Consider the following 24,767-nt stretch of genomic DNA (forward strand, 5'->3'; position numbering starts at 1 on the left):
GCCGACATGGTGCAAAGGCTGTAGGACAAACTCTGAACTTGCTCAGGAAATGGCTGAAAATTGCGTCAGCATTCGCAGCCAATCGGCGTTCTGGCGATCTGTTCGACACTCAGGCTGAAGCCCTCGTCCAGCCATCCGGTCACACCACCGATCATCTCCTTGACCGGGTAACCCAACGCCGCCAGTTTCACCGCGGCCTTGTTGGCGCCGTTGCAATGCGGGCCGGCGCAATAAACCACGAACAGTGTGCGCTTCGAGTAGTCCGCCAGGCCTTCGGCCGTCAGCGAGCGGGTCGGAATATTGATCGCGCCCGGCACATGACCACGTTCGAACGCCAGTGGCCCGCGCACATCGACCAGCACAAAATCGACCTCCCCGGCCTCCTGGCTGCTGAAGACGTCGGAACAATCGGTTTCAAAGGTCAGGCGATTGCTGAAGTGCATCAGGGCAATCGCCGACGGCGCGGCGGGAATTTCGCGAACCAGGCTGCTCATGCTGTGTAGCTCCTGCATCTGTGGGGTGTGAACAGACTTTATCGGGCCGGCGCTTGGCGCTACAGTGGCGGGCAAGACACTCACCGGGAATTTTCCGCCAAATGCCTGACTCACCTGGATTGGTCGCAATTCTGGCCTACGACGGCCTCTGTACCTTCGAGTTCGGGATTGCCGTGGAGATCTTCGGCCTGACCCGGCCGGAGTTCGATTTCCCGTGGTACGAGCACTGCATCGTTGCCGTCGACCAAGGGCCGATGCGCGCCATGGGCGGCATTCACGTGTTGGCCGACGGTGGCCTGGAGCTGCTGGCACAGGCGCGCACCATCATCATTCCCGGTTGGCGTGATCGCGAGGCCCCGGTGCCGCCGGCTCTGCTTGCAGCCTTGCGCCAGGCCCACGCCCGGGGTGCGCGACTATTGTCGATCTGCTCCGGGGTGTTTGTGCTGGCCGCCAGCGGCTTGCTCGACGGCCACGGCGCGACCACCCACTGGCGTTACAGCGATGAGCTGGCGCGGCGCTTTCCGGCGATCGCGGTCGATCCGCACGTGCTTTACGTTGATTCCGACCAGTTGATCACCTCGGCAGGCAGCGCCGCCGGGATCGATGCCTGCCTGCATCTGGTGGCCCGGGACTTCGGCACTCAGGTCGCCAATTCGGTCGCGCGGCGGCTGGTGATGTCGCCGCAACGCACCGGCGGCCAGGCGCAGTTCATCCCCACGCCGGTCAGCCCGACGCCACGCAACGACCTGTCGCGGGTGATGCAGTGGGCCCGCGAGCGTTTGCACCAACCGCTGGAAGTGCGTGATCTGGCCAGCGAAGCGGCGATGAGCGAACGCACCTTTCTGCGGAGGTTCAGCGAGGCCAGCGGGCAATCGCCCAAGGCCTGGTTGCAACACGAACGCCTCGCTCGGGCGCGGGAACTGCTAGAGAGCACCGCGCACAACACCGAGCAGATCGCCCAACGCTGTGGTTACCGCTCGGTGGAGAGTTTTCGCGTGGCGTTTCGCAGTGTGGTCGGGGTGCCGCCGTCGGTGTATCGGGAGCGGTTTGGGCGCGGGAGCAAAGCGATTTCCTGAGGTAGCGGTGATGGCTGATGGCCCCTTCGCGAGCAAGCTCGCTCCCACAGGGGTGCGCATTTCAAATGTGGGAGCGAGCTTGCTCGCGAAGGGGCCAGCCCAGACAACAACAATCTAGGGCTTGCGCAACAGATAAGTATCCATGATCCACCCATGCTCGGCCCGGGCAGCCTTGCGCACCCGCTCGATCTCAGCCGCCACATCCTCAAGCCTGCCGCTGATCAGAATTTCATCCGGCGTGCCCAGGTAAGCGCCCCAGTAAATCTCGGTCTGCTGATCCGCCACGCTGTGGTAAGAGTCCTCGGCATCGAGCATCACCACCAGGCTGTCCGTGTCACTCACCTGGCCCGCCGCCAGGCGCCGGCCAGTGGTGATTTCAATCGACTTGCCAATAGTGTTCAACGGCACTTTGTGTTGCGCGGCCAAGGCTTGAACACTGGTGATGCCGGGGATCACTTCAAACTCGAAAGCACAGCGGCCTGACGCCAGAATTGCCTGCAGGATACGAATCGTGCTGTCGTACAGCGCCGGGTCGCCCCACACAAGGAAACCGCCGCACTGCTCGTCAGCCAATTCTTCATTGATCAGGCGTTCGAAGGTTTCCTGCTTGGCGCGATTCAAATCTTCGACCGCGTGGGTGTAGTCCACGTCGCCACGCTCGCGCTCCGGACTGTGGGCTTCGACGTATCGATAAGCCGGATCGGTGATGTAGCGCGCACAGATGTCGCGACGCAGATCGATCAGTTTGTCCTTGCTCCGGCCTTTGTCCATCAGAAAGAACACGTCCACCCGGTTGAGTGCCTTCACCGCCTGCATCGTGATGTAGTCGGGATTACCGGCGCCAATGCCGATGACCAGCAGTCGTTTCATTACTGTGCTCCCGCAAGATCGATACCCGGCAAGCGTAGCCGCCAGATCCCGTTGAACCGCAGTTCGAGCACTGACAGCGGTTCAACATCAATCGCGTTGAATGCTTCGCCCTGCACCACCTGCATCAAGGCGGCGCGCACCACGAATGGGTGGGTGATCGCCACAATGTGTCCCGGCGAGGCTTGCAGGCTGTGCAGCCACGCCGCAACTCGTTCGCCCAATTGCCTCACCGACTCGCCACCATGGGGTGCCACCTGCGGATCGTTGATCCACGCCTGCAAGGCCTCGGCCTCGCTCAGTTGCAGATCCTTGATCGCTTGCCCGTGCCAGCGCCCCCAATCGCAATCGCGCAGCGCTTCGTCCACTTGCGGTGCCGCACCGAACCACTCGGCGGTCTGGCGCGTGCGCAATTCCGGCCCGCACAGCAAACGCATGGCGCTACCGAACTGTTTTGCCAACGCACCGAGTGCCAATGGCTGATTTTCAACAGGCTCGTTCGTAGGAAAACGCGACAATTTCTGTGCGACAGTTCGAGCATGGCAAATCAAAGTCAAACGGGTGGATTGCACAGGGCTGCACTCGATGAACGTCAGTTGAATCGGCGGCAAACGGCCGGTCTTGCGGCAATTGTGCCGCAAACCGGGCGGCTCATGGGATCTCGCAACCTTGGCATCCAACCTGCCGAACCTGAAAAAACGGCAATGTCTCACACACCAATGGGCAATGGACTACAAAGGCAGGTGATATCGGTGTAGCCCTTGTTACACAGGGCTCTGACGTTATTTAAACACTGAGTAGCTACTGCTAAAAATTCACTAGACATGTAACCTGAGTTACATAAATACTGTTTTAACGGATTGTGAAACGAATTCAACAATCCTTCATCCAGCAGGAGCCCGGATGCCCCCTCTTAGAGACTTGATCACCGATCCCGGCCTGGAACTGACACCGTCGGAGCGCAAAGTGATTCGCGCCCTGCTCGACCAGTATCCACGCAACGGTCTGGGTCCGATGGCGCGTCTGGCCGAACACGCCGGCGTCAGCGATCCGACCATCGTACGGCTGGTGAAGAAGCTCGGATTCGGCGGTTATGCCGAATTCCAGGACGCCCTGCTCAGCGACATGGACCACCGCCTGCGTTCGCCGCGCACCCTGTTGCAACCGCGCTCGCACCTGAACAAGGACGATGCCTGGGGCCATTATCTGGCCGACAGCCAGCGTCTGCTGCTGGAAACCCAAGCCCTGACCCAGCCTGAAGACGTACGGATTCTGCTGGACTGGCTGCTCGATACGCGGCACCAGATCTACTGCTTCGGCGGACGCTTCAGCGGCCTGATGGCCAACTACCTGCTCAATCACCTGCGCCTGCTGCGCCCCGGCTGCTTTGCTCTGGAAGACAACGCGCAACTGCCGGACCGATTGTTCGATCTGCAACGCCAGGATGTCGTGCTGCTGTTCGACTATCGCCGCTATCAGACCCAGGCCGTGCGCGTGGCCAGTGCCGCAAAAAGCCGCAACGCCCGGGTGGTGTTGTTCACCGACATCTATGCCTCGCCGCTGCGTGAACTGGCCGACCTGATCATCAGCGCCCCGGTGGAATCGGCCTCGGCATTCGACACCATGGTGCCGGCGCTGGCCCAGGTCGAGGCGCTGATTGCCTGCCTGACCCTGCGCAGCCCCGATCTGGCCGATCGCCTGGAAGGCATCGACGCCCTGCGCAACGACTTCAACACCCACCTGCTGGAGGATAAATAAGGATGTTCAGCCTTCCCCACCGCTCGCCGCGGGACTTGCCGTTTGTCACCGATCACACTGCGTTGCTGCTGGTGGACATGCAGCGTGCGTGGCTCGAACCGCAGTTCGACCCGCACCTGAACGGGCCGGACGCCGAGTATTTCCTGACCCGCGCGCACATGCAGGTGGTGCCCAACCAGCGCCGGTTGCTCAGCGCCTTTCGCGAAGCGCGACAGAACGTGCTGCACACGATTATCGAAAGCCTGACCGCTGACGGTCGCGACCGCTCGCTGGACCACAAGCTGTCGGACATGCACCTGCCCAAGGGCAGTGAACAGGCGCGAATCATCGACGACCTGACCCCGGTGGAAAACGAGATCGTTTTGCCGAAGACTTCATCCGGGGTGTTCAACTCGACCAACATCGATTACGTGCTGCGCAACCTCCAAACCCGTCATCTGATCATCGCCGGCATTGTCACCGACCAGTGCGTCGACATGGCGGTGCGCGACGCCGCCGACCGTGGCTATCTGGTGACGCTGGTCGAAGACGCCTGCGCCACCTACACCCCGGCGCGGCATGACGCCTGCCTGAACGCAATCAAGGGTTACTGCTGGATCACCGACACACAAACCGTGCTCGCACGGTTGCAGGAGCTGCGCCCATGAGCGAGCGCCTGACGCCGTTGCCGATGACCACCATCGTCACCACCGACCTGATCGGCATCACCCGAGGCCGTTCGTTTCCCACCGACGAGCTGGAGCATTATCAAGCCGCCGGTTGCGGCTGGGTGCCGGCCAACAGCGCACTGACGCCGCAGGACATCATCGCTTCGAGCAACCCATGGGGCGCTTATGGCGACTTGCGGCTGATCCCTGACCTGAGCAGCCGCGTCACCGTCGGCAATGGCCCGGACGCCGCAGCACCGGCGCTGGATTTCATCCACGGCGATATCCGCGAGACCGATGGCCGCCCGTGGAGCGCCTGCCCGCGCACGTTGTTGCGCGATGAAATAGAGCGCTATCGCGACGCACTCGGCTTGCAGGTCAACGCCGCGTTCGAACACGAATTCAACCTGCATGCCGGTTTTGCCGAACACCTGGCGTTCTCCCTCGAAGCCCAGCGTCAGGGCGCCGAATTCGGCGGCTGGCTGCTCAGCGCGCTGCGCGCCGGTGGTGTCGAGCCGGAAATGTTCCTGCCCGAATACGGCAAGCATCAGTACGAAATCACCTGCCGCCCGACCCGCGGTGTGGCGGCGGCGGACCGCGCGGTGAATGTGCGCGAGATCACTCGCGAAATCGCCCGGCAAATGGGTGTCGACGTCAGCTTCGCGCCGAAAACCAAGGCCGACGCGGTGTGCAACGGCGTGCACCTGCACGTCAGCCTGCTCGATCTGCAAGGTCTGCCGATGCTGTACGACGCCGGCACCAGCAACGGTCTGTCGACCCTCGGCCAGCATTGGGCCGCCGGGATCCTGCATTACCTGCCTGCCCTGTGTGCGTTCACCGCACCGACACCGGTGTCGTATGAACGCCTGCAACCGCATCACTGGAGCGCGTCCTACGCCTGCCTGGGGCAGCAAAACCGTGAAGCGGCGCTGCGCATCTGCCCGACCGTGAGCCTGGGTGGCAAATCCGTGGCGGCGCAGTACAACCTGGAATTTCGCGCCATGGACGCCACCGCCTCGCCGCACCTGGCGATGGCCGCGCTGCTGATCGCCGGACGGCTGGGCATCGAACAGCGTCTGGCACTGAACGCGATCACTGATGAGATTCCCGATTCACTCAACGACGAGCAACGCAAGGCCCGGGGCATTGTTGCCCTGCCCGCCTCACTGGCCCAGGCGCTGGATTGCCTGCGTGACAGCGCAGCCTTCAACCAATGGCTGCCCAAGCCGTTGCTCGACACATACCACGCCCTTAAAACCGAGGAACTGGCGCTGACGGAACAGCTCTCGCCCGCTGACCTGTGTGAGCACTATGCACGCCTGTACTGAATCCGCCGAGCTGGGGTTGTACACCCGCCCGGTCTACAACCTGAGCCGCGAAGATTCTTCGCATTCGTTGATTTTGGTGTGTGAGCACGCCAGCCGCTACATCCCCGAAGCCCTGAACAATCTGGGCCTGGACGATGCAGCTGCCCGCGAGCACATCGCCTGGGACATCGGTGCACTGCAACTGGCTGAAAAGCTCTCGGAAACACTTGGGGCGACGCTGTTGAGCGCCAATTATTCACGCTTGCTGATCGACCTCAATCGGCCCCGGCATGCCCCTGACAGCATTCCGGCGCAGAGCGAGATTTATCAGGTGCCCGGCAACCGCGACCTGGATGAAACCACTCGCGAATACCGGCGCCAGAACCTGTTCAAACCGTTTCACGCCCGGCTGCAGACCCTGATCGACGAACGCCTCGCGCAGGGTCAAGCGGTGCGGGTGGTTGGGATTCACAGTTTCACCCCGGTGTATTACGGCCAGCCGCGCCCGCTGGAAGTCGGTGTGCTGTTCGGTCAGGCCAGCGCGTATGCCCAACGGGTGATCGACGGTCTCGGCCAGCACCCGCTGATGGTCGCGGGCAACCAGCCGTACCGGATTGATCCGTTGGGCGACATGACCGTGCCGGTGCACGGCGATGCCCGAGGCCTGGAGTCAGTGCTGATCGAGGTGCGCAACGACCTGTTGCGCAGCCCCGAAGCGGTATCACTGTGGGCCGAGCGCCTGGCGCCACTGTTGTAACGAATGCGGCAGAAACTGCTGACGCTGTACACGACGGATCGACATAACAACTAAAAACGCTGGATAGGCTGACAAGGAGTTGCGCTTCATGGAAATAGAAGAGTTTGGCTACAAACAGGAGTTGAAACGTAGCCTGACACTGACCGACCTGGTGGTGTACGGGATGATCTTCATGATCCCCATCGCCCCCTTCGGCGTGTATGGCTACGTCAATGCCGAGGCGCCCGGGATGGTGCCGTTGGCTTACATCATCGGCATGGTGGCGATGCTGTTCACCGCACTGAGCTACGGCAGCATGGCGCGGGCGTTTCCGATTGCAGGTTCGGTGTATTCCTACGCGCAACGCGGCCTCAATCAACACGTCGGCTTCATCGCCGGCTGGTTGATGTTGCTCGACTATCTGCTGATTCCACCGCTGCTGTACGTCTATGCAGCGATGGCCCTGAACCATCTGTACCCGGACATTCCCAAAGTCGGCTTCATCCTGGCGTTCCTGGTCAGCGCGACCTTCGTCAACCTGCGCGGCATCACCTTCACCGCCCGGATGAACATCATCTTCCTGCTGGCGCAACTGGTGGTGCTGGGGATTTTCCTGTTCTACGCCTGGAATGCCCTGCACAACGGTGGCGGTAACGGCGAGCTGACCCTGGCGCCGCTGTATCACCCGCAAACCTTCAACTTCGCCCTGCTGATGCAAGCGGTGTCGATTGCGGTGCTGTCGTTCCTGGGCTTCGATGCGATCTCGACCCTCGCCGAAGAAATCAAAGGCGACCCCGGCAAAAGCGTCGGCCGGGCAGCGCTGATCACCCTGGTGGTGATGGGCGTGATTTTCGTCGTACAGACCTGGATCGCCACCGATCTGGCCGCCGGCATGGGCTTCAAATCCGCCGATACCGCGTTCTATGAAATCGCCGAAATCGCTGCCGGCAGCTGGCTGGCAACCTTGACGGGGGTGGCCACTGCCCTGGCCTGGGGCGTCGCGGTGGCGATCACCTCGCAAGCCGCCGTGTCACGCCTGCTGTTCGGCATGGCCCGCGACGGCAAGCTGCCGAAAGTACTGGCCAAGGTACACCCGAAACACAACACCCCGTACCTGAGCATTTATCTGGTGGCGGTGCTGTCGCTGGTGATCTGCTACCTGTTCATCAATTCGGTCGACACCCTGACCTCGCTGGTCAACTTCGGTGCCCTCAGCGGTTTCATGCTGCTGCACCTGACGGTGATCAACTACTACTGGCGTCGGCAGAAGTCCGGTCAGGTCGTGCGTCATCTGATCTGCCCGCTGATCGGCTTCATCATCGTCGCCGCCATCATGTACAACATGGGCGTCGATGCGCAGAAACTCGGGCTGATCTGGATCGTCCTGGGCCTGGTGTACCTGTTCTTCCTGAACAAGCTCGGCGCCAGCACCGCGCTGCCTGACCCGAGCAATGGCTGACAAGAAAAAGGGCGGCGTCTGACAACAAATCAGGCGACCGCCGCTTTAAAGCGTGGCAACCGACAGTGATAGTCAGGTTCGGTGAGGATCACCGAACCCTTTGATACAGGAGTGCATCCATGCTGGTCTTACGCCCAGTCGAGCCAACCGACCTGCCGCAATTGCAGCAACTGGCCCGCGACAGTCTGGTCGGCGTCACGTCGCTGCCGGACGACAGCGAGTGCCTGCGCGAAAAAATCGCCGGTTCCTGCGCTTCCTTCGACAGCGACATTCAGGCGCAAGGCTCGGAGAACTACTTCTTCGTGCTGGAAGACCTCGAAAGTCGGCGGCTGCTCGGCTGCTCGGAGATCCTCGCCACTGCCGGTTTCAACGAACCGTTCTACAGCCTGCGCAACCGCCACTTCACCAGCGCCTCGCGGGAATTGAACATCGAGCACGGCGTGCCGGCGCTATCGCTGTGTCACGACCTCAACGAGCACACCCTGCTGCGCGGCTTTCACATCGATAACGCGCTGGTGCGCAGCGCCTTTTCCGAATTGCTGTCGCGGGCGCGCCTGCTGTTCATCGCCGCCCACGCACAACGTTTCTCCGATGCGGTGATCACCGAAATCGTCGGTTACAGCGACGAGAACGGCCACTCGCCGTTCTGGGACGCCCTGGGCAAGCATTTCTTCGACCTGCCCTACGTCGAGGCCGAGCGCCTGTGTGGTCTGCAAAGCCGCACGTTTCTCGCCGAACTGATGCCGCAATATCCGATTTACGTACCGATGCTGCCCCTGGCCGCACAGGAATGCATCGGCCGGATTCACCCGGACGGCCAGGAAGCCTTCGACATCCTCGAGCGTGAAGGCTTTGAAACCAACAGCTACATTGATCTGTTCGACGCTGGCCCGACCCTGTATGCGCGCACCGCGAACATCCGTTCGATTGCCCACAGCCAGACCGTCACCGTGCGCCAGCAAGCACAGATCGACGCCCGGGGCCGTTATCTGCTGAGCAACGACGCACTGCACGGCTTTCGGGCCATCGTCGCGGAACTGGATTACCAGCCCGATCAACCGCTGTCCCTCACGCCAGCCCTGTGTGCGGCGCTGAATGTCACCGATGGCCGCACGATCAGGCTGATTGCCCTGTGAACCACGCCCGGTTGCACACCCAACGACAGTGCCCGAACAGGCGCGTACAAGGAGTTACCGCATGATCGTCCGTCCGGTCAAAGTCAGCGACCTGCCAGCGCTGATGACCCTGGTCCGACAGGCCGGCCCGGGGTTCACTACCCTGCCGGCCAATGAAGACCGCCTCGCCCACCGGGTGCGCTGGGCCCAGCGTGCATTCGCCGAGCAGGTGGAACGGGCCGACGCCGATTATCTGTTCGTGCTCGAAGACGACGACCTGCGCGTGGTCGGCGTCAGCGCCCTGACCGGGGCGGTTGGCCTGCGCGAGCCGTGGTACAACTACCGCGTCGGGTTGACCGTGAGTTCGGCACCGGATCTGGGCATTTCGCGACAGATCCCCACGCTGTTTCTCAATAACGAACTGACCGGTCAGTCGGAACTGTGTTCGCTGTTCCTGCATCCGCAGCACCGGCACGGCAATAATGGCCGGCTGCTGTCGCTCGGACGCCTGTTGTTCGTGGCTGAGTTCCCGCAGCTGTTTGGCGAGAAGATGATTGCCGAACTGCGCGGCAGTGCCGATGAGCTCGGCTGCTCGCCGTTCTGGGACAGCCTGGGCCGACACTTTTTCAAGATGGACTTCAGCCACGCCGACCACTTGTCGGGCCTGGGCAACAAGTCGTTCATCGCCGAACTGATGCCGCGCCAGCCGCTGTACACCTGCCTGCTCACCGAACAGGCGCAAGCAGTCATCGGTCAGCCGCACCCCAACACCGAGCCGGCGCTGAAGATCCTGCGCGAAGAAGGTTTTGTGCATAAGGGCTACATCGACATCTTCGACGGCGGCCCGGTAGTCGAAGCCGCGATCCCCAACATCCGTACCGTGCGCGACAGCCTCGCACTGACGTTGAGCCTCGGCACACCGGACGATCAGGCACCGTTGTGGCTGATCCACAACCGGCGCCTGGAAAACTGCCGCATCACCGTCGCTCCGGGCCGTCAGGTCGGCAATACTCTGGTGGTCGATCGCCTCACCGCCAAGCGCCTGCAGCTGCAACCAGGCAATTCGGTGCGTGCGGTGCTGCTGCCCAGGCAACAGCAACAGGCGGTCGCGGCCTGAATCCCCTTCTCTCTCGCAAATTCGTCATGAACCTTGACCCACTCGCGTGATAGCCTTTTCATTCTTCGGCGTTGACACCTTTGCTCAAGCCGTTCCATTCCTTTGTATTGGTGGAACTCGTATGACCAGGCTTTCCCATCAAGATTTGCGCCGTAACTTCCGTCAATTGCTGGCCTCCGACACGTGCTACCACACCGCCTCGGTATTCGACCCGATGTCCGCGCGCATTGCCGCAGACCTGGGTTTTGAAGTGGGGATCCTCGGCGGCTCCGTGGCCTCGTTGCAGGTACTGGGCGCCCCCGACTTTGCCCTGATCACCCTCAGCGAATTCGCCGAACAGGCCACCCGTATCGGCCGCGTCGCCCAATTGCCGGTGATCGCCGACGCCGACCACGGCTACGGCAACGCCCTCAACGTGATGCGCACCATCGTTGAACTGGAACGCGCCGGCGTCGCCGCCCTGACCATCGAAGACACCCTCCTGCCGGCACAATTCGGGCGCAAATCCACCGACCTGATCTCGGTCGCCGAAGGCGTCGGCAAGATCCGCGCGGCACTGGAAGCCCGGGTCGATTCGGAAATGGCGATCATCGCCCGCACCAACGCCGGCATCCTGCCGAATCAGGAAATCATCAGCCGTACCCGGCAGTACCAGGCCGCTGGCGCCGACGGCATCTGCATGGTTGGCGTGCAGGACTTCGATCAGCTGGAACAGATTGCCGAACACCTGACCGTCCCGCTGATGCTGGTCACCTACGGCAACCCGGCCCTGCGTGACGACAAGCGTCTGGCAGAACTCGGCGTGCGCGTGACCATCGACGGCCACGGCGCGTATTTCGCCGCGATCAAGGCCACCTACGACAGCTTGCGCGAACAGCGGCAGATCTTCACCCAGGCCTCAGACCTGAGCGCCACCGAGCTGACGCACACTTATACCCAGCCTGAGGAGTACATTCTCTGGGCCAAGGAATACATGAGCGTGAAGGAATAATTCGACACTGATCCGAACGCCACGGGTAACTACTGATACAGCCGGTAGACGCAATGTCACCGGCCAAGTTGCGAACAACTCCCAACTTAATAGCCATACACCCAAACCAACAACACACCCACTAACAAACACCAACATTTAACAACAACTTCCGCATTGATATTAAATATCGCCCACCTATAATCCAAATCAATTAAACAACTGTACATCCAACAATAAACAACGCATTAAAAATCATCAGCCGAATTATTTATTCGAGTACTTTCCAACTTAATCTACAGCCAACACGGACTCACCTCCCATGATAAAAACATTGCTCAATCCAGACTTGACGCCAGCACAACTTATTACCCGCATCAAGACGATGAACATGGGAACCGAAGTGAAGAGCCTGGCAGACCAACTACTCGAAGCAACAGCAGATACTCAGGACACGTCTCACCGCGCTGCGATCATGAAAGTGCTGAACATTCACACTGGAACGCTGACATTACACTGCAACAAAGATGGCAACATTAGTATCAAGGCACCTGACAACGCACCGGCACCGGAACAATTCTATTCCGTACCCGGCAAAAGTATCTTGTTTGCAATCAACGGGGAGTCATTTCCCATTCAACTTTACCAGCTCGAAGATCAGTGCCTGACGCGCGCAGAGCGGGTCAGTGTGGACGGCAATAATCCGTTGTTCGTGGACGGTGCAAAGGTCCTGTTCGACAGCAACCCCGACGGCAACGGGCACCCGGCCTTCATTGGCAGCATCAATCTGCCTGAAAGAACTGCCGACATCAGTGTATTTGACCCCGACTCATTGCGCAAAATCGCCTGGTTCCCGCATGACGACAGTGCCGCACGCTTCCTGGCGAGTCTTGAGCTGCTTGAAGCCGCCCAGGACCCCGGCGCCTGCAAAGTGGCTGAAGAATTGATTTATCACTACCACCCCGCTGTCGCCTGGAAGGCCTTTCAGATAATCAGCAGAACCGATCTGCAGGCTGCCTTGAATTGCGCGCCGCTGTTGAGAAACCTGCAAAACAGCCGTCTGAACCATTTACTCGACCAGTGTGAAGCCGCATGAAACTGAATACTTTTGTCGAGCGTATGGCGACCTACGACCTGCAGCTGGACAGCGCAAAAATCATTGACGACCTGCGTCAACTGGCGACTAACCGTACGTTGTTGAGCGAATACCTTTACACAACGATCCAGCAGGACGGTTTCAGTACCAAAAACAGACTCTACGGCGCTTATGCATTTGTTCTGCATTCCAACGATCTGTTTACCGTACGCCTGGGGTTCTGGTCGCCGGTCACGTCACAGGATGAGCGGGAAACCTTCATCTACGACCTCAACCACAGTCATGACTTCGAACTCTATTGCGTGGGTTACAGCGGTGACGGTTACACCACCGTTTCGCGAGAGATTCTCGAGCAAACGCCTCTTCAGGCAGGCGTAAAGCCGAAGTTTGGCGATGAAAGAGTACTTAAACTTATTCCGGGTGAGGTGCTGCACATGCTTCCACTGCGCGAAGTCCACAAGCAGCTTCCACCTGAAACGATGTCCGCCTCGCTGAGTTTGCTAATCCATCCTCGGCAGGAGACAAAAACCGAAGAAGCCTGGTGCTTCGACGACAACCTGGTACCGACTTATCCCGGTATCGCCCGGCAGGAGACAGCGCTCTTTGAAAGCCTGCTGTCCCGGCTACAACGTGAGCAGACTTCACTGCTCACTCAATCAGAAAGGAAATCTGTATGAACAAGCAACTCGATAACTGGAACTCGACTCCACTGCTGCATGCTGGCACCAACGTCATCAACACACCGGTGGCAACCGCTGCGGCATCGCCATGTGCGGGCATCATTCCACGTTACAACGTGGGCAACATTCACGAAATCAAGCAATTCTGGAACATGCCGCAACCCGCCTGATTCTTGCTGGCCCGGCGCACCATGAGTGTCAAGAAGTGGTGCGCCGGCCGGACTGAGACCATCGCGAGCAAGCCCGCTCCTACATTGGATCTGTGTCGAACACGTGTGTTGTGTTCACTGAAAATCCACTGTGGGAGCGGGCTTGCTCGCGAAGGCGTCAGTCGCAACGCCGCTATATCGGCACAGCTCAGCGCTTGGCCAGTTCCATGATCATCCGCGACAACAGATAAATCCGTGGCGTCACGCTCGCCACTTCGGCGTATTCCTCCGGCGTGTGAATATTGCCGCCGACAATCCCGAAGCCATCCAGCGTCGGTGTACCAACTCCCGCCGACAGGCTGGCATCCGCCGCGCCACCGCTGCCCTCTTCGGTCAGCTTGCGGCCGATCTCGCCGTAAATCCCCTGCGCCATGGCCATCAAACGATCCGACTCCGCCGTCTGCGGCATCGGCGGCAGGCCGCGTTTGAGGCTGGTGGTCACTTCGGTTTCCGCTATCAGCTTGTCCTGCGAGACCCGTGCCAGGTCTTTCTCGATCCGGTCGAACTCTTCCGGCACCGCCGCGCGCACGTCTGCCTTGGCCGTTGCGCGATCCGGGATCACGTTGGTGCGATCGCCGGCCTGGAGCACGGTGAAATTGATCGTGGTTTTCTTCGTTTCTTCGCCGAGTTTGCCCAGTTGCAGAATCTGGTGCGCCGCTTCCATCGCCGCGTTACGCCCCAGCTCCGGTGCGACGCCGGCATGTGCCGCTTTACCTTTTACCTCGACCAGCGCCGTCGCGCTGCCCTTGCGCCACACCACCAGACCATCGGCCGGGCGGCCCGGTTCGAGGTTGAGGGTCACGTCGTGAGCCTTGGCGGTTTTCTTGATCAGGTCGGTGGCGACGTCCGAGCCGGTTTCTTCACTGGCGTCGAGCAGGAAGGTGATTTGCGCGTAGTCCTTGAAGTCGAGGTTTTTCAGAACTTTCAGCGCGTAGATCCCGGCGACGATGCCGCCCTTGTCGTCCATCACCCCTGGCCCGTAGGCGCGGCCGTCCTTGATGTGAAACGGGCGCTCGGCAGCGGAGCCTTCCTTGAACACCGTGTCCATGTGCGCCATCAAGAGGATTTTCGCCTTGCCGGTGCCTTTGAAGGTCGCCAGCACGTGGTTGGATTTTTCCAGGGTATTGGGCACCAGTTCGATGGTCGCGCCGAGTTTTTTCAGCTCATCGATGGCAATCTCGCTGACTTGTTTCAGGCCCGGCTCATAGCCTGAACCGGAGTCGATGTTGACCAGCCGTTCCAGCAGCTTCAGGGCTTCGGGCTGATACTGTTCGGCATCGGCCAACACTTGCTTGTGCGGTTCGGCGAAGACGCTGGCGGTACTGAGGGCGAGGGACAGGCCGAGGCTGGCGGCCAGCAGGGAGCGGGAAAATGAGAATGTCATGAATCGATCCTTGTTTCGCGTCGGGGGGATTGAACCGTACCTGACATCGACGCAAGGCTCTATACCGGATGCGACACCTCTGCGGCCGACACCGAACACCTGTAGGAGTGAGCCTGCTCGCGATAGCGTTATATCGGTCGACATTCGGGTTACTGATAGATTGCTATCGCGAGCAGGCTCACTCCTACAAAAGGAATGGTGGTGAGCAATCAGACCGAATCGAGCAGTTCGTGCTTCGGCCGGTCTTCACTGTTGCAGATCACCCGATTGCGCCCGCTGGCCTTGGCCTCGTACAGCGCCTGATCCGCATCATTGAGCCAGCGAGTCGCATCCCCGTGGGCCGGGTCGTAAGCGGCCAGACCAATACTGAGACTGACCTTGAGTGCCGGGTTCTGCTCGTAACCCAGGGTGGAAAATCGCTCGCGCAAGGCTTCCATCGCCTGGGCGGCATTGAACAGCGGCAGGTCGGGCAGGATCACGCAGAATTCGTCACCGCCGTAGCGCCCGGCCACGTCCGCGGCGCGCAGGTTCTGCTTGAGCATCTTGCTCAGCTGCCGCAGCACGATGTCGCCTGCCACGTGACCGTAGGTGTCGTTGATCGACTTGAAATGATCGATGTCAATCAATGCAATCGCCGCGCCCTGCTTCTGCCGGCGGCAGCGTTGAAATTCGATTTCCAGTTGATCCTTCCAGGCGCCATGGTTGAGCAATCCGGTGAGGCTGTCGGTGCGGCTCAGGGCCAACAACTCACGCTTGTGCAGCCCCAGCGTGTAGGCCTGGCGAAAGCAGATCCAGCCCAGCGCCAACGGGTACAGCATCAGCAATGGCAGGCACGCATACAGTTGCAGCGGTGAGGTTTGCGGGATGAACGCCGGGGCGAAAACCACCAGCCCAACGCCAATACCAAGGATCTGCGCCGCCAGGCCCGCCGCGAGAAAACGCAGACCGCCGATGGCGACGTTGTTCATCGCCATCATCGAAATGGTGGTGGCGCTGGGCAGCGGATTGAAATGCATGGCGGCGACCCAAAAGCCGCCCATAAACGCGTCGATCAACAGATTGCGGTGTTCGGCGTGGTAGGGAACGCTGGAGCGACGCGCCCATTGGAACGCCAGGTGCGGCCAGAGCAGGCCGTTGAACAGCATCAGCGCCCAGACCCACAGCGGCGGTTCGAGCGGGTACATCGCCGCGCTCACGCACAACAACCCCAGCACCAGCCCGAGGGTTCGCGATGTATAAAGCCTCCTGGCCAATGAAAGTCCCTTTCCCCCCTTGTTTCGCATAAGGGCCTCGAGCACTCAACGGAACCTGCACACACCGTCAGACGGATGTGCTGGAAGTCTAACAGCCAGCCGTTAAATAGCCATCACCAGCCGGCCGCCTCACCCCGTTAAATCGCACTGTGGGAGGGGGCTTGCTCCCGAAGGCGGTGGGGCAGCCAACATCTTCGGTGAATGACACGGCGCTTTCGTGAGCAAGCCCACTCCCACAGGGGTTTTGTGGTGTGTCAGAGGTCGAGTGTGTGTCTTGTTGCCTCAGAGCAAAGTGCAGCAACTGCCTGGAATACAGTTCCCTGTAGGAGTGAGCCTGCTCGCGATGGCGGTGTGAGCCAGCATCATCGGTGACTGACCCACCGCTTTCGTGAGCAAGCCCACTCCCACATGGGTTTTGTGGTGTGTCAGGGGTCGAGTGTGTGTCTTGTTGAATCGAGCAAAGTGCAGGAGCTGCCTGGAATACAGATCCTCTGTGGGAGGGGGCTTGCTCCCGAAGGCGGTGGGGCAGCCAACATCTTCGGTGAATGACACGGCGCTTTCGTGAGCAAGCCCACTCCCACAGGGGTTTTGTGGTGTGTCAGAGGTCGAGTGTGTGTGTCTTGTTGCCTCAGAGCAAAGTGCAGCAACTGCCTGGAATACAGTTCCCTGTAGGAGTGAGCCTGCTCGCGATGGCGGTGTGAGCCAGCATCATCGGTGACTGACCCACCGCTTTCGTGAGCAAGCCCACTCCCACAAGGCAAATATTTAGCTATACCTGAAAGGATGAAAACGGAAAAACGACTATAAGAAGGAGGCCCATGCAGACCTACCGAGTGTTGATCATCGGCAGCGGTTTTGGCGGCCAGTGTGCGGCGGTCAATCTGCTCAAGGCCGGGATCGACGATTTTCGCCTGCTGGAAAGACGTGGCTTCTTCGGCGGCACCTGGTGCCAGAACACCTACCCTGGCGCTGCGGTGGATGTGCCCTCGCCGCTGTACTCGCTGTCCTTCGCGCCATACCGCTGGACGCAGATGTTCGCCGCCCAGGCCGAACTGCACCGCTACACCGAACACATCATCGACCGCTTCAACCTGCGCGAACGGGTGGAGCTGCAGGCCAATGTCGAACGTATCGAGTGGGACGACGTGCAACAGCGCTGGGCGGTGCACACCAGCGCCAAGGGCACCTTCCATGCGCAATTCGTGATCAACGCCAGCGGCCCACTGAGCCAACCGGTGATCCCGCCCTTTCCCGGCCTGGATCGCTTTCAGGGCAAGACCTTTCATACCAACAACTGGGATCACAGCTACGACTACCGGGGTAAACGCGTGGCCATCGTCGGCAGCGGCGCCAGTGCCGCGCAGGTGATTCCGGCGATTGCCCCCGAGGTCGAACAACTGCATGTGTTCCAGCGCACGCCGCATTGGGTGTTGCCTCGACCCGATCGTACCTTCGGACGCTTTCAGCGCTGGCTGCTGGGTTTGAAACCGGCGTACAAATTGCTGCGCTGGTTGCTCTACTGGCAATTCGAAACCCGGGTGATCGCCTTCAAATACTCAAAACCGGCGATTCACATGGTTCAGCGCCAGGCCCTGCACTTTCTCAAGCAACAGGTACCCGATCCGCTATTGCGCGAAAAGCTCACCCCGGACTTCACCATCGGCTGCAAGCGCATCCTGCTCTCCAGCACTTATTACCCGGCGCTGACCCGGCCCAACGTGACGCTGCACAGCCGCGAGCAAGGCATCGCCGAAATCGATGAAACGGGGATCACCACCAGGGACGGCCAACACATCGAGGTCGACCTGATTGTCTGGTCGACCGGCTATGACGCCACCGACGGCGTGGTCTCCTACCCGGTAACCGGCAAGCACGGCGTGCAGCTCAAGGACGTCTGGGCGCAGTACCCGCGCGCCTACCTGGGCACCAGCCTGCCGGAGTTTCCCAACCTGTTCATCGTCACCGGGCCGAACACCGGCATCGGGCATACCTCGGCGCTGTTCATCATCGAATCACAGATGAACTACATCCTCGACTGCATCCACACCCTCCAGGCCAAGGGCCTGCGCAGCATCGAAGTGCGCCCCGAAGCGGAACGTACCTACACTGCAATGATCCACCGTGAGATGGAGCGCACGGTATGGAAGTCCGGCGGCTGTCACAGTTGGTATCAGAGCAAAAGCGGTCATGTGATCGCGATTTTTCCGGGCTTCAGTTTCAGCTACTACCGGTTGACCCGGGCGTTGAAACCGGCTGACCACATTCTGTCCTGAACACGTAAAAGGAAGACGTCGATGCTTTTGCTGTTTGTCGCTCTCGCGGTTTTCGTGGCCTGGAGCTGGTTGAGTTACCCGGCGGTGGGTCATTGGCTGTACGACCTGAGCATGGCTCTGGAGGCCAAACTGTATAAGTTGCACAAAATCGAGGTACCGATCGCTGAAATGACGGTATCGACCTGGCAAGGCGGCCCCTATGAAGCGGCCAGCGCGATCCTGATGCTGCACGGCTACAGCGCCGACAAGAACCTGTGGCTGCGCTTCGCCCGGCATTTTGTCCGCCAATATCGAGTGATCATTCCGGACATCGCCGGCCACGGTGAAACCGGCTTCAAGTCTGGTGGCGGCTACGACATTGCGCTGCAGGCCAAGCGCATGATCCAGTTGCTCGACGTCTGCGGCGTGGAGAAAGTCCACGTGATCGGCAACTCGATGGGCGGCTACATCGCGGCGTGGCTGGCGGCGACCTACCCGGACCGAATCGCCTCGGTGGCATTGATCGACCCGGCCGGCGTCACCGCACCGGAGGCCAGCGACATGGAGCGCCACCTGGCACGAGGGCACAACCCGTTCCTGATCAATTCCCGGGAAGAGTTTCGCCAGTTTTATGCGATGACCATGGCCTCGCCACCCTGGGTGCCCGGGTTGGTCCTGGACGCCATTGCCCAGCGTTATGAACGCCAGCGCGACGAACTGGAAGAGATCTTCCGCGACTTCCGCGCCAGTCCGCCGATGGAGCCGAAACTGTCCGAAATCAAATGCCCGGCGCTGCTGTTGTGGGGACGCAAGGACCGCTTGATCGACGTCAGCAGCGTGCCGATCTGGAGCAAGGGCATCGCCAATCTGCGGGTCGATGTGTGGGACGGCGTCGGGCACATGCCAATGGTCGAACAACCGACGAACACAGCGCGGTTGTATCGGGAGTTTCTGGGTAACCAGCGATGACCGCCACCACAGTCCTTGTGATGAGGGGATTTATTGTGGTGAGGGGATTTATCCCCTCACCACAATAAATCCCGTCGGCCGATGGAGTTGAAATGAACATTCTCTACGACGAACGCCTCGACGGCCCGCTACCGGAGGTGAACAAGGCACAACTGCTCAAGATCCTGCAACAGGCCCTCCCGGATCTCGACATTCTCTGGCGCGAAGACGAACTCAAGCCTTACGAGTGCGACGGCCTGTCGGCCTATCGCACCACGCCGATGCTCGTCGCCCTGCCCCGGCGACTCGACCAGGTGCAAACCCTGCTCAAGCTCTGCCATCAACACACCGTGCCAGTGGTGGCCCGTGGCGCCGGCACCGGGTTATCGGGCGGCGCGCTGCCGCTGGAAAAAGGCCTGCTGCTGGTGATGGCGCGGTTCAACAACATCCTCCACATCGACCCGGCGGCCCGCACGGCGCGGGTTCAGCCCGGGGTGCGCAACCTGGCGATTTCCCAGGCTGCCGCGCCGTTCGGCCTGTATTACGCGCCGGACCCGTCCTCGCAAATCGCTTGCTCAATCGGCGGCAACGTCGCGGAAAACGCCGGTGGCGTGCATTGCCTCAAGTACGGCCTGACCGTGCACAATCTGCTGAAGATCGAAGTGCTGACCATCGAAGGCGAACGCCTGACCCTGGGCAGCGACGCCCTCGATTCCCCGGGTTTTGATTTGCTGGCGCTGTTCACCGGCTCCGAAGGTTTGTTGGGGATCATCACCGAAGTCACGGTCAAACTGCTGCCCAAACCGCAAGTCGCCAAAGTCTTGCTGGGCAGTTTCGACTCGGTGGAAAAGGCTGGCCGCGCGGTGGCCGACATCATCGCTGCGGGGATCATCCCCGGCGGCCTGGAAATGATGGACAACCTGGCGATCCGCGCCGCCGAAGATTTCATCCACGCAGGCTACCCGGTGGATGCCGAGGCGATCCTGCTGTGCGAACTCGATGGTGTCGAAGCCGACGTCCACGACGACTGCCTGCGGGTCCGCGAAGTCATGACCCAGGCCGGTGCCAGCGAGGTGCGTCAGGCCCGCGACGAAGCCGAACGCGTGCGCTTCTGGGCCGGGCGCAAAAACGCCTTTCCGGCCATCGGCCGCTTGTCGCCGGACTATTACTGCATGGACGGCACCATCCCGCGCCGCGAATTGCCCGGCGTGCTGCAAGGCATCGCCCGCCTCGGCGCCGAATACGGCTTGCGCGTGGCCAATGTGTTCCATGCCGGCGACGGCAACATGCACCCGCTGATCCTGTTCGACGCCAACCAGCCGGGGGAACTGCATCGCGCTGAGGCGTTGGGCGGCAAGATTCTGGAACTGTGCGTGCAGGTCGGCGGCAGCATCACCGGCGAACACGGGGTCGGCCGCGAGAAAATCAATCAGATGTGCGCGCAATTCAACAGCGCTGAGCTGACCCTGTTCCACGCGGTCAAAGCCGCATTCGACCCGCAAGGCTTGCTCAACCCCGGCAAAAACATCCCGACCCTGCATCGCTGCGCCGAATTTGGCGCGATGCACATTCATGCCGGGCAACTGCCGTTCCCTGATCTGGAGCGTTTCTGATGGCTGACGTCGACGCCAGCAGCGCCCTGCTCGATCAGGTCAACGAAGCCCGGGCCAACGCCACGCCGCTGAAAATCCAGGGCGGCAACAGCAAGGCGTTTCTTGGCCGCGAGGTGGCCGGTGAAGTGCTCGACACCCGCGCGCACTGCGGCATCGTGCGCTATGAACCGACGGAGCTGGTGGTCAGCGTGCGCGCCGGTACACCGCTGCGCGAGTTGCTGGAGGCGCTCGACGCTGCCGGGCAGATGCTGCCGTGCGAGCCGCCGGCCTTCGGCGACAGCGCCACGGTCGGCGGGATGATCGCCACCGGACTGTCCGGGCCACGGCGGCCATGGTCCGGCTCGGTGCGCGATTTTGTCCTCGGCACCCGAGTGATCACCGGCCTCGGCCAGCACCTGCGTTTCGGTGGCGAAGTGATGAAAAACGTCGCCGGCTACGACCTCTCGCGCCTGTTGACCGGGAGTTTCGGTTGCCTCGGCGTGCTCAGCGAAGTCTCGCTGAAAGTCCTGCCCAAACCGCGTCAGTGTCTGAGCATCCGCCTCGACCTCGATTGCGCCAGGGCGCTGGCCAAACTGGCCGAATGGGGCCAGCAACCCTTGCCGATCAGCGGCGCCTGTCACGACGGGCAAAGCCTGTATCTGCGCCTTGAAGGCGGCGAAGGCTCGGTGACTGCCGCCCATCAACGACTCGGCGGCGAACCGCTGGACTCGGTGTTCTGGCGCGACCTCAACGAGCAACGCCTGGCATTTTTTGACGAGGGCCTGCCGCTGTGGCGCCTGTCGCTGCCGAACAACCTTGGGCCGCAGGACTTGCCCGGCCAGCAGTTGATCGACTGGGCCGGCGCGCAACGCTGGCTGAAATCCGATCATGAGCACATTCAGATTCTCGCCCAGGAACTCGGCGGCCACGCCACCTGCTTCACCCATGGGGCCAGCGACACACCGTTTCAGCCGCTGCACCCGGCACTGATGCGCTATCACCGCCAGCTCAAGGCGCAACTCGACCCGCAAGGGCTGTTCAACCCCGGCCGGATGTACGCGGAGTTCTAGCCATGCAGACCACCCTCAGCGAACAAGCCCGACAACTGCCGCGTGCTGCCGAGGCAGAAAAAATTCTGCGCACCTGCGTGCATTGCGGCTTTTGCAACGCGACCTGCCCGACCTACCAGTTGCTCGGCGATGAACTCGACGGGCCACGTGGGCGCATCTATCTGATCAAGCAAGTGCTCGAAGGCGCCCCGGCCACCGAACAGACACAACTGCATCTGGACCGCTGCCTGTCCTGCCGCAATTGCGAAACCACCTGCCCCTCCGGCGTCGATTATCACAACCTGCTCGACATCGGCCGGGCGGTGGTCGATCAGGCCGTGCCGCGCCCCGCTGCGCAGCGCCTTTTGCGCGAAGGCTTGCGCGCACTGGCGCCGAATCCCGGACTGTTCAAGGGATTACTGCGAGTCGGCACGACGTTCCGGCCGCTGTTGCCGCGCATCTTCGAAAGCAAATTGCCGCAGCGCGCGCCGGTGTCCGGCACACGCCCGGCCCCGCGCCATGCGCGCCGGGTGTTGCTGCTCGAAGGTTGCGTGCAACCGGGCCTGTCGCCGAACACCAACGACGCCACGGCGCGGGTGCTGGATCGTTTGGGGATCAGCGTCACGCCGGTGGCCGAGGCCGGTTGCTGTGGCGCGCTGGACTATCACCTCGACGTCCAGGCCAAGGGCCTAGACCGCGCCCGGCAGAACATCGACGCCTGGTGGCCGCACCTGCAAAACGGTGCGGAAGCGATCGTGCAGACGGCCAGCGGTTGCGGCGCGTTCATCAAGGATTACGGGCACTTGCTGGCGCAGGATCCGCGCTACGCCGACAAGGCACGGCAGATCAGCGAGCGGACGCTGGATCTGGTGCAGATCCTTGCGCAGGAGCCACTGGAAAAAGTCTGTGCCGCCAGCCAACGTCGGATCGCCGTGCACTGCCCCTGCACCCTGCAACACGCGCTGAAACTCGGCGGCGCGGTGGAAGCGCTGCTGACCCGGCTGGGCTTCAACCTCACGCCGGTGCCGGACGGGCATCTGTGTTGCGGCTCGGCCGGCACCTATTCGCTGACGCAACCGACCCTTGCCCGGCAACTGCGCGACAACCGCCTCAATGCTCTGGAGAGCGGCCGCCCGGAGCTGATCGTCAGCTCCAATGTCGGTTGCCAGAATCATCTGGCCGGCGCCGGACGCACGCAGGTCTCGCACTGGATCGAACTGGTGGATCAGTCGTTGGCAGAATGAAGTTCGTAGGATTCTTCGTTTGCCGCCGCCCGTGAAGGCTGCGATCTTTTCCTCCATCCTTTACGTGACCGTGGCAGGAATTTTTTTCATGACCGTGCAGCCTTTCGTCAGCCCCGACCTGATCCGCCAACGCTTCTCCAAAGCGATGTCCGATATGTACCGCGAAGAAGTGCCGTTGTACGGCGCGCTGATGGAACTGGTGGAACAGACCAACCGCGAGGTACTGGACCGCGAACCGCACATCGCCCGGCAGTTGCACAGCACCGGCGAGATCGAGCGCCTGGACATGGAGCGCCACGGCGCCATCCGCGTCGGCACCGGCAAAGAGCTGGCGACCCTTGCCCGCCTGTTCGCGGTGATGGGCATGCAACCGGTGGGTTATTACGACCTGACCCCGGCGGGCGTGCCGGTGCACTCCACAGCGTTTCGTGCAGTGCATGAAGCTGCGCTGCAAGTCAGTCCGTTTCGGGTATTCACTTCGTTGCTGCGCCTGGAGTTGATCGAAGATCCGGAGTTGCGCGCGTTTGCCGAATCGGTGCTGAACCAGCGTTCGATCTTTACCGCCGAAGCGCTAAGCCTGATCGAACAGGCCGAAGCAGCCGGCGGCCTGAATGAGCATGAGGCGGCGCAATTCGTCCTACAGGCACTGGAAACCTTTCGCTGGCATCACAGCGCCACGGTCACCGCCGCGCAGTACCAGACCCTCAGCGCCCAGCACCGCTTGATCGCCGACGTGGTGGCGTTCAAAGGCCCGCACATCAATCACCTGACCCCGCGCACCCTGGACATCGACATCGTCCAGGCGCAAATGCCGGTGCACGGCATCACCCCCAAAGCGGTAATCGAAGGCCCGCCGCGCCGGCACTGCCCGATCCTGCTGCGCCAGACCAGCTTCAAGGCGCTGGACGAGTCGATCGCCTTCACCGACCAGCACGACACCCACGGCAGCCACAGCGCCCGTTTCGGCGAGATCGAACAACGCGGTGCGGCGCTGACGCCTAAAGGGCGGGCGCTGTATGACCGCTTGCTGAATGCCGCGCGCGATGAACTCGGTGACTTCCCCAACGAAGGCAATGCCGCACACTACAACGCGCTGATGACCCGGCACTTTGGCGAATTTCCTGACAGCGTCGAGGGGATGCGTGAGCAGGATCTGGCGTATTTTCGCTACTTCGCTACGGAAAAGGGCCTGGCAGCGGGTAGCCTCACGTCGGCGTCGCTTGAGGATTTGCTCCGCGAGGGCCATGTGAAAGCCGAACCGTTGGTGTACGAAGATTTCCTGCCGGTCAGCGCGGCGGGGATTTTTCAGTCAAACCTTGGGGATGTGGCGCAGACGCACTATGGCGAACATTCGAACCGTCAGGCGTTCGAACAAGCGCTGGGGCGTTCGACCATTGATGAGCTGGGGTTGTATGCCGAGACGCAGCGGCGATCGATTGAGGAATGTGCTGGGGTGTTGGGCCTGAAACTGATCTGACTGTGGCGAGGGAGCTTGCTCCCTCTCCACAAAATCA

At 61.2% G+C, this 24,767-nt stretch carries 23 protein-coding genes; 18 read left to right on the forward strand and 5 right to left on the reverse strand.

Features of this window, described 5'->3' with window-relative positions; all coding sequences use genetic code 11:
• Positions 1-65: 65 nt before the first annotated feature.
• The gene (locus QMK55_RS02625; RefSeq protein ID WP_102358719.1) at positions 66-494 is read right to left on the reverse strand and encodes a rhodanese-like domain-containing protein; all 429 of its coding nucleotides are present in this window, start codon (positions 492-494) and stop codon (positions 66-68) included.
• A gap of 101 nt (positions 495-595) precedes the next feature.
• On the opposite strand from QMK55_RS02625, the gene ftrA reads away from it, so the two are divergent.
• A complete protein-coding gene (gene ftrA, locus QMK55_RS02630; RefSeq protein ID WP_102358720.1) occupies positions 596-1,570 on the forward strand; it encodes a transcriptional regulator FtrA in 975 nt (324 codons plus the stop codon).
• Positions 1,571-1,684: 114 nt separating this feature from the next.
• On the opposite strand, the gene cobF is transcribed toward ftrA, so the two are convergent.
• Entirely contained in the window at positions 1,685-2,440 is a 756-nt protein-coding gene (gene cobF, locus QMK55_RS02635) for a precorrin-6A synthase (deacetylating) (protein WP_320328609.1), read from the reverse strand.
• Positions 2,440-3,009 carry a histidine phosphatase family protein gene (locus tag QMK55_RS02640; RefSeq protein WP_102358733.1) on the reverse strand — a complete coding sequence of 190 codons (570 nt, stop codon included), beginning with the start codon at positions 3,007-3,009 and terminating at the stop codon, positions 2,440-2,442. Before QMK55_RS02640 ends, cobF begins: the two co-directional genes overlap by 1 nt.
• A gap of 331 nt (positions 3,010-3,340) precedes the next feature.
• Between QMK55_RS02640 and QMK55_RS02645 the strand changes: the two genes are divergently transcribed.
• From QMK55_RS02645 to QMK55_RS02695, 11 genes are all read left to right on the forward strand, one after another.
• Entirely contained in the window at positions 3,341-4,195 is an 855-nt protein-coding gene (locus QMK55_RS02645; protein WP_102358722.1) for a MurR/RpiR family transcriptional regulator, read from the forward strand.
• 2 nt (positions 4,196-4,197) lie between these two features.
• A complete protein-coding gene (locus QMK55_RS02650) occupies positions 4,198-4,842 on the forward strand; it encodes an isochorismatase family cysteine hydrolase (protein ID WP_102358723.1) in 645 nt (214 codons plus the stop codon).
• Complete coding sequence (locus QMK55_RS02655) at positions 4,839-6,170, forward strand: glutamine synthetase (RefSeq protein WP_102358724.1); 1,332 nt, start codon at positions 4,839-4,841, stop codon at positions 6,168-6,170. Before QMK55_RS02650 ends, QMK55_RS02655 begins: the two co-directional genes overlap by 4 nt.
• Entirely contained in the window at positions 6,154-6,906 is a 753-nt protein-coding gene (locus tag QMK55_RS02660) for an N-formylglutamate amidohydrolase (RefSeq protein WP_320328610.1), read from the forward strand. The genes QMK55_RS02655 and QMK55_RS02660 overlap by 17 nt, the downstream gene beginning before the upstream one ends.
• An 88-nt stretch (positions 6,907-6,994) precedes the next feature.
• Positions 6,995-8,344, forward strand: a complete 1,350-nt coding sequence (locus QMK55_RS02665) for an APC family permease (RefSeq protein WP_320328611.1) — start codon at positions 6,995-6,997, stop codon at positions 8,342-8,344.
• Positions 8,345-8,463: 119 nt separating this feature from the next.
• On the forward strand, positions 8,464-9,480 hold the full coding sequence (locus tag QMK55_RS02670) for an arginine N-succinyltransferase (RefSeq protein WP_320328612.1): 1,017 nt from the start codon (positions 8,464-8,466) through the stop codon (positions 9,478-9,480).
• 61 nt (positions 9,481-9,541) lie between these two features.
• Positions 9,542-10,576, forward strand: coding sequence for an arginine N-succinyltransferase (astA, locus tag QMK55_RS02675; RefSeq protein ID WP_102358728.1), 1,035 nt, complete (start codon positions 9,542-9,544; stop codon positions 10,574-10,576).
• Positions 10,577-10,697: 121 nt separating this feature from the next.
• A complete protein-coding gene (locus QMK55_RS02680; RefSeq protein ID WP_025111253.1) occupies positions 10,698-11,567 on the forward strand; it encodes an isocitrate lyase/PEP mutase family protein in 870 nt (289 codons plus the stop codon).
• 301 nt (positions 11,568-11,868) lie between these two features.
• A complete protein-coding gene (locus QMK55_RS02685; RefSeq protein ID WP_320328613.1) occupies positions 11,869-12,642 on the forward strand; it encodes a hypothetical protein in 774 nt (257 codons plus the stop codon).
• A complete protein-coding gene (locus tag QMK55_RS02690; RefSeq protein WP_102358730.1) occupies positions 12,639-13,319 on the forward strand; it encodes a transposase in 681 nt (226 codons plus the stop codon). Before QMK55_RS02685 ends, QMK55_RS02690 begins: the two co-directional genes overlap by 4 nt.
• Positions 13,316-13,492 carry a hypothetical protein gene (locus QMK55_RS02695; RefSeq protein WP_320328614.1) on the forward strand — a complete coding sequence of 59 codons (177 nt, stop codon included), beginning with the start codon at positions 13,316-13,318 and terminating at the stop codon, positions 13,490-13,492. Before QMK55_RS02690 ends, QMK55_RS02695 begins: the two co-directional genes overlap by 4 nt.
• Before the next feature lie 187 nt (positions 13,493-13,679).
• Here QMK55_RS02695 and QMK55_RS02700 read toward each other — a convergent pair whose 3' ends face one another.
• A complete protein-coding gene (locus QMK55_RS02700; RefSeq protein ID WP_320328615.1) occupies positions 13,680-14,915 on the reverse strand; it encodes a M20/M25/M40 family metallo-hydrolase in 1,236 nt (411 codons plus the stop codon).
• Between the two features lie 209 nt (positions 14,916-15,124).
• The gene (locus tag QMK55_RS02705; protein ID WP_102358732.1) at positions 15,125-16,198 is read right to left on the reverse strand and encodes a diguanylate cyclase; all 1,074 of its coding nucleotides are present in this window, start codon (positions 16,196-16,198) and stop codon (positions 15,125-15,127) included.
• Positions 16,199-16,986: 788 nt separating this feature from the next.
• On the opposite strand from QMK55_RS02705, the gene QMK55_RS02710 reads away from it, so the two are divergent.
• The 6 genes from QMK55_RS02710 to QMK55_RS02735 all read left to right on the forward strand — a co-directional run bounded on the left by QMK55_RS02710 (position 16,987) and on the right by QMK55_RS02735 (position 24,730).
• Positions 16,987-18,441 carry an NAD(P)/FAD-dependent oxidoreductase gene (locus QMK55_RS02710; RefSeq protein ID WP_320328616.1) on the forward strand — a complete coding sequence of 485 codons (1,455 nt, stop codon included), beginning with the start codon at positions 16,987-16,989 and terminating at the stop codon, positions 18,439-18,441.
• A 21-nt stretch (positions 18,442-18,462) separates the two neighbouring features.
• Entirely contained in the window at positions 18,463-19,389 is a 927-nt protein-coding gene (locus QMK55_RS02715; RefSeq protein ID WP_102359112.1) for an alpha/beta fold hydrolase, read from the forward strand.
• A gap of 92 nt (positions 19,390-19,481) precedes the next feature.
• On the forward strand, positions 19,482-20,981 hold the full coding sequence (gene glcD, locus QMK55_RS02720) for a glycolate oxidase subunit GlcD (protein ID WP_102359113.1): 1,500 nt from the start codon (positions 19,482-19,484) through the stop codon (positions 20,979-20,981).
• A complete protein-coding gene (gene glcE / locus QMK55_RS02725) occupies positions 20,981-22,030 on the forward strand; it encodes a glycolate oxidase subunit GlcE (RefSeq protein WP_320328617.1) in 1,050 nt (349 codons plus the stop codon). The genes glcD and glcE overlap by 1 nt, the downstream gene beginning before the upstream one ends.
• Positions 22,031-22,032: 2 nt before the next feature.
• Positions 22,033-23,253 (forward strand): glycolate oxidase subunit GlcF, encoded by a 1,221-nt coding sequence (gene glcF / locus QMK55_RS02730; RefSeq protein ID WP_320328618.1) that lies wholly within the window; start codon positions 22,033-22,035, stop codon positions 23,251-23,253.
• Positions 23,254-23,341: 88 nt separating this feature from the next.
• On the forward strand, positions 23,342-24,730 hold the full coding sequence (locus tag QMK55_RS02735; protein ID WP_320328619.1) for a VOC family protein: 1,389 nt from the start codon (positions 23,342-23,344) through the stop codon (positions 24,728-24,730).
• Positions 24,731-24,767: the final 37 nt, after the last annotated feature.

Source organism: Pseudomonas sp. P8_229, assembly GCF_034008635.1.
In the GTDB taxonomy this organism is placed as follows: domain Bacteria; phylum Pseudomonadota; class Gammaproteobacteria; order Pseudomonadales; family Pseudomonadaceae; genus Aquipseudomonas.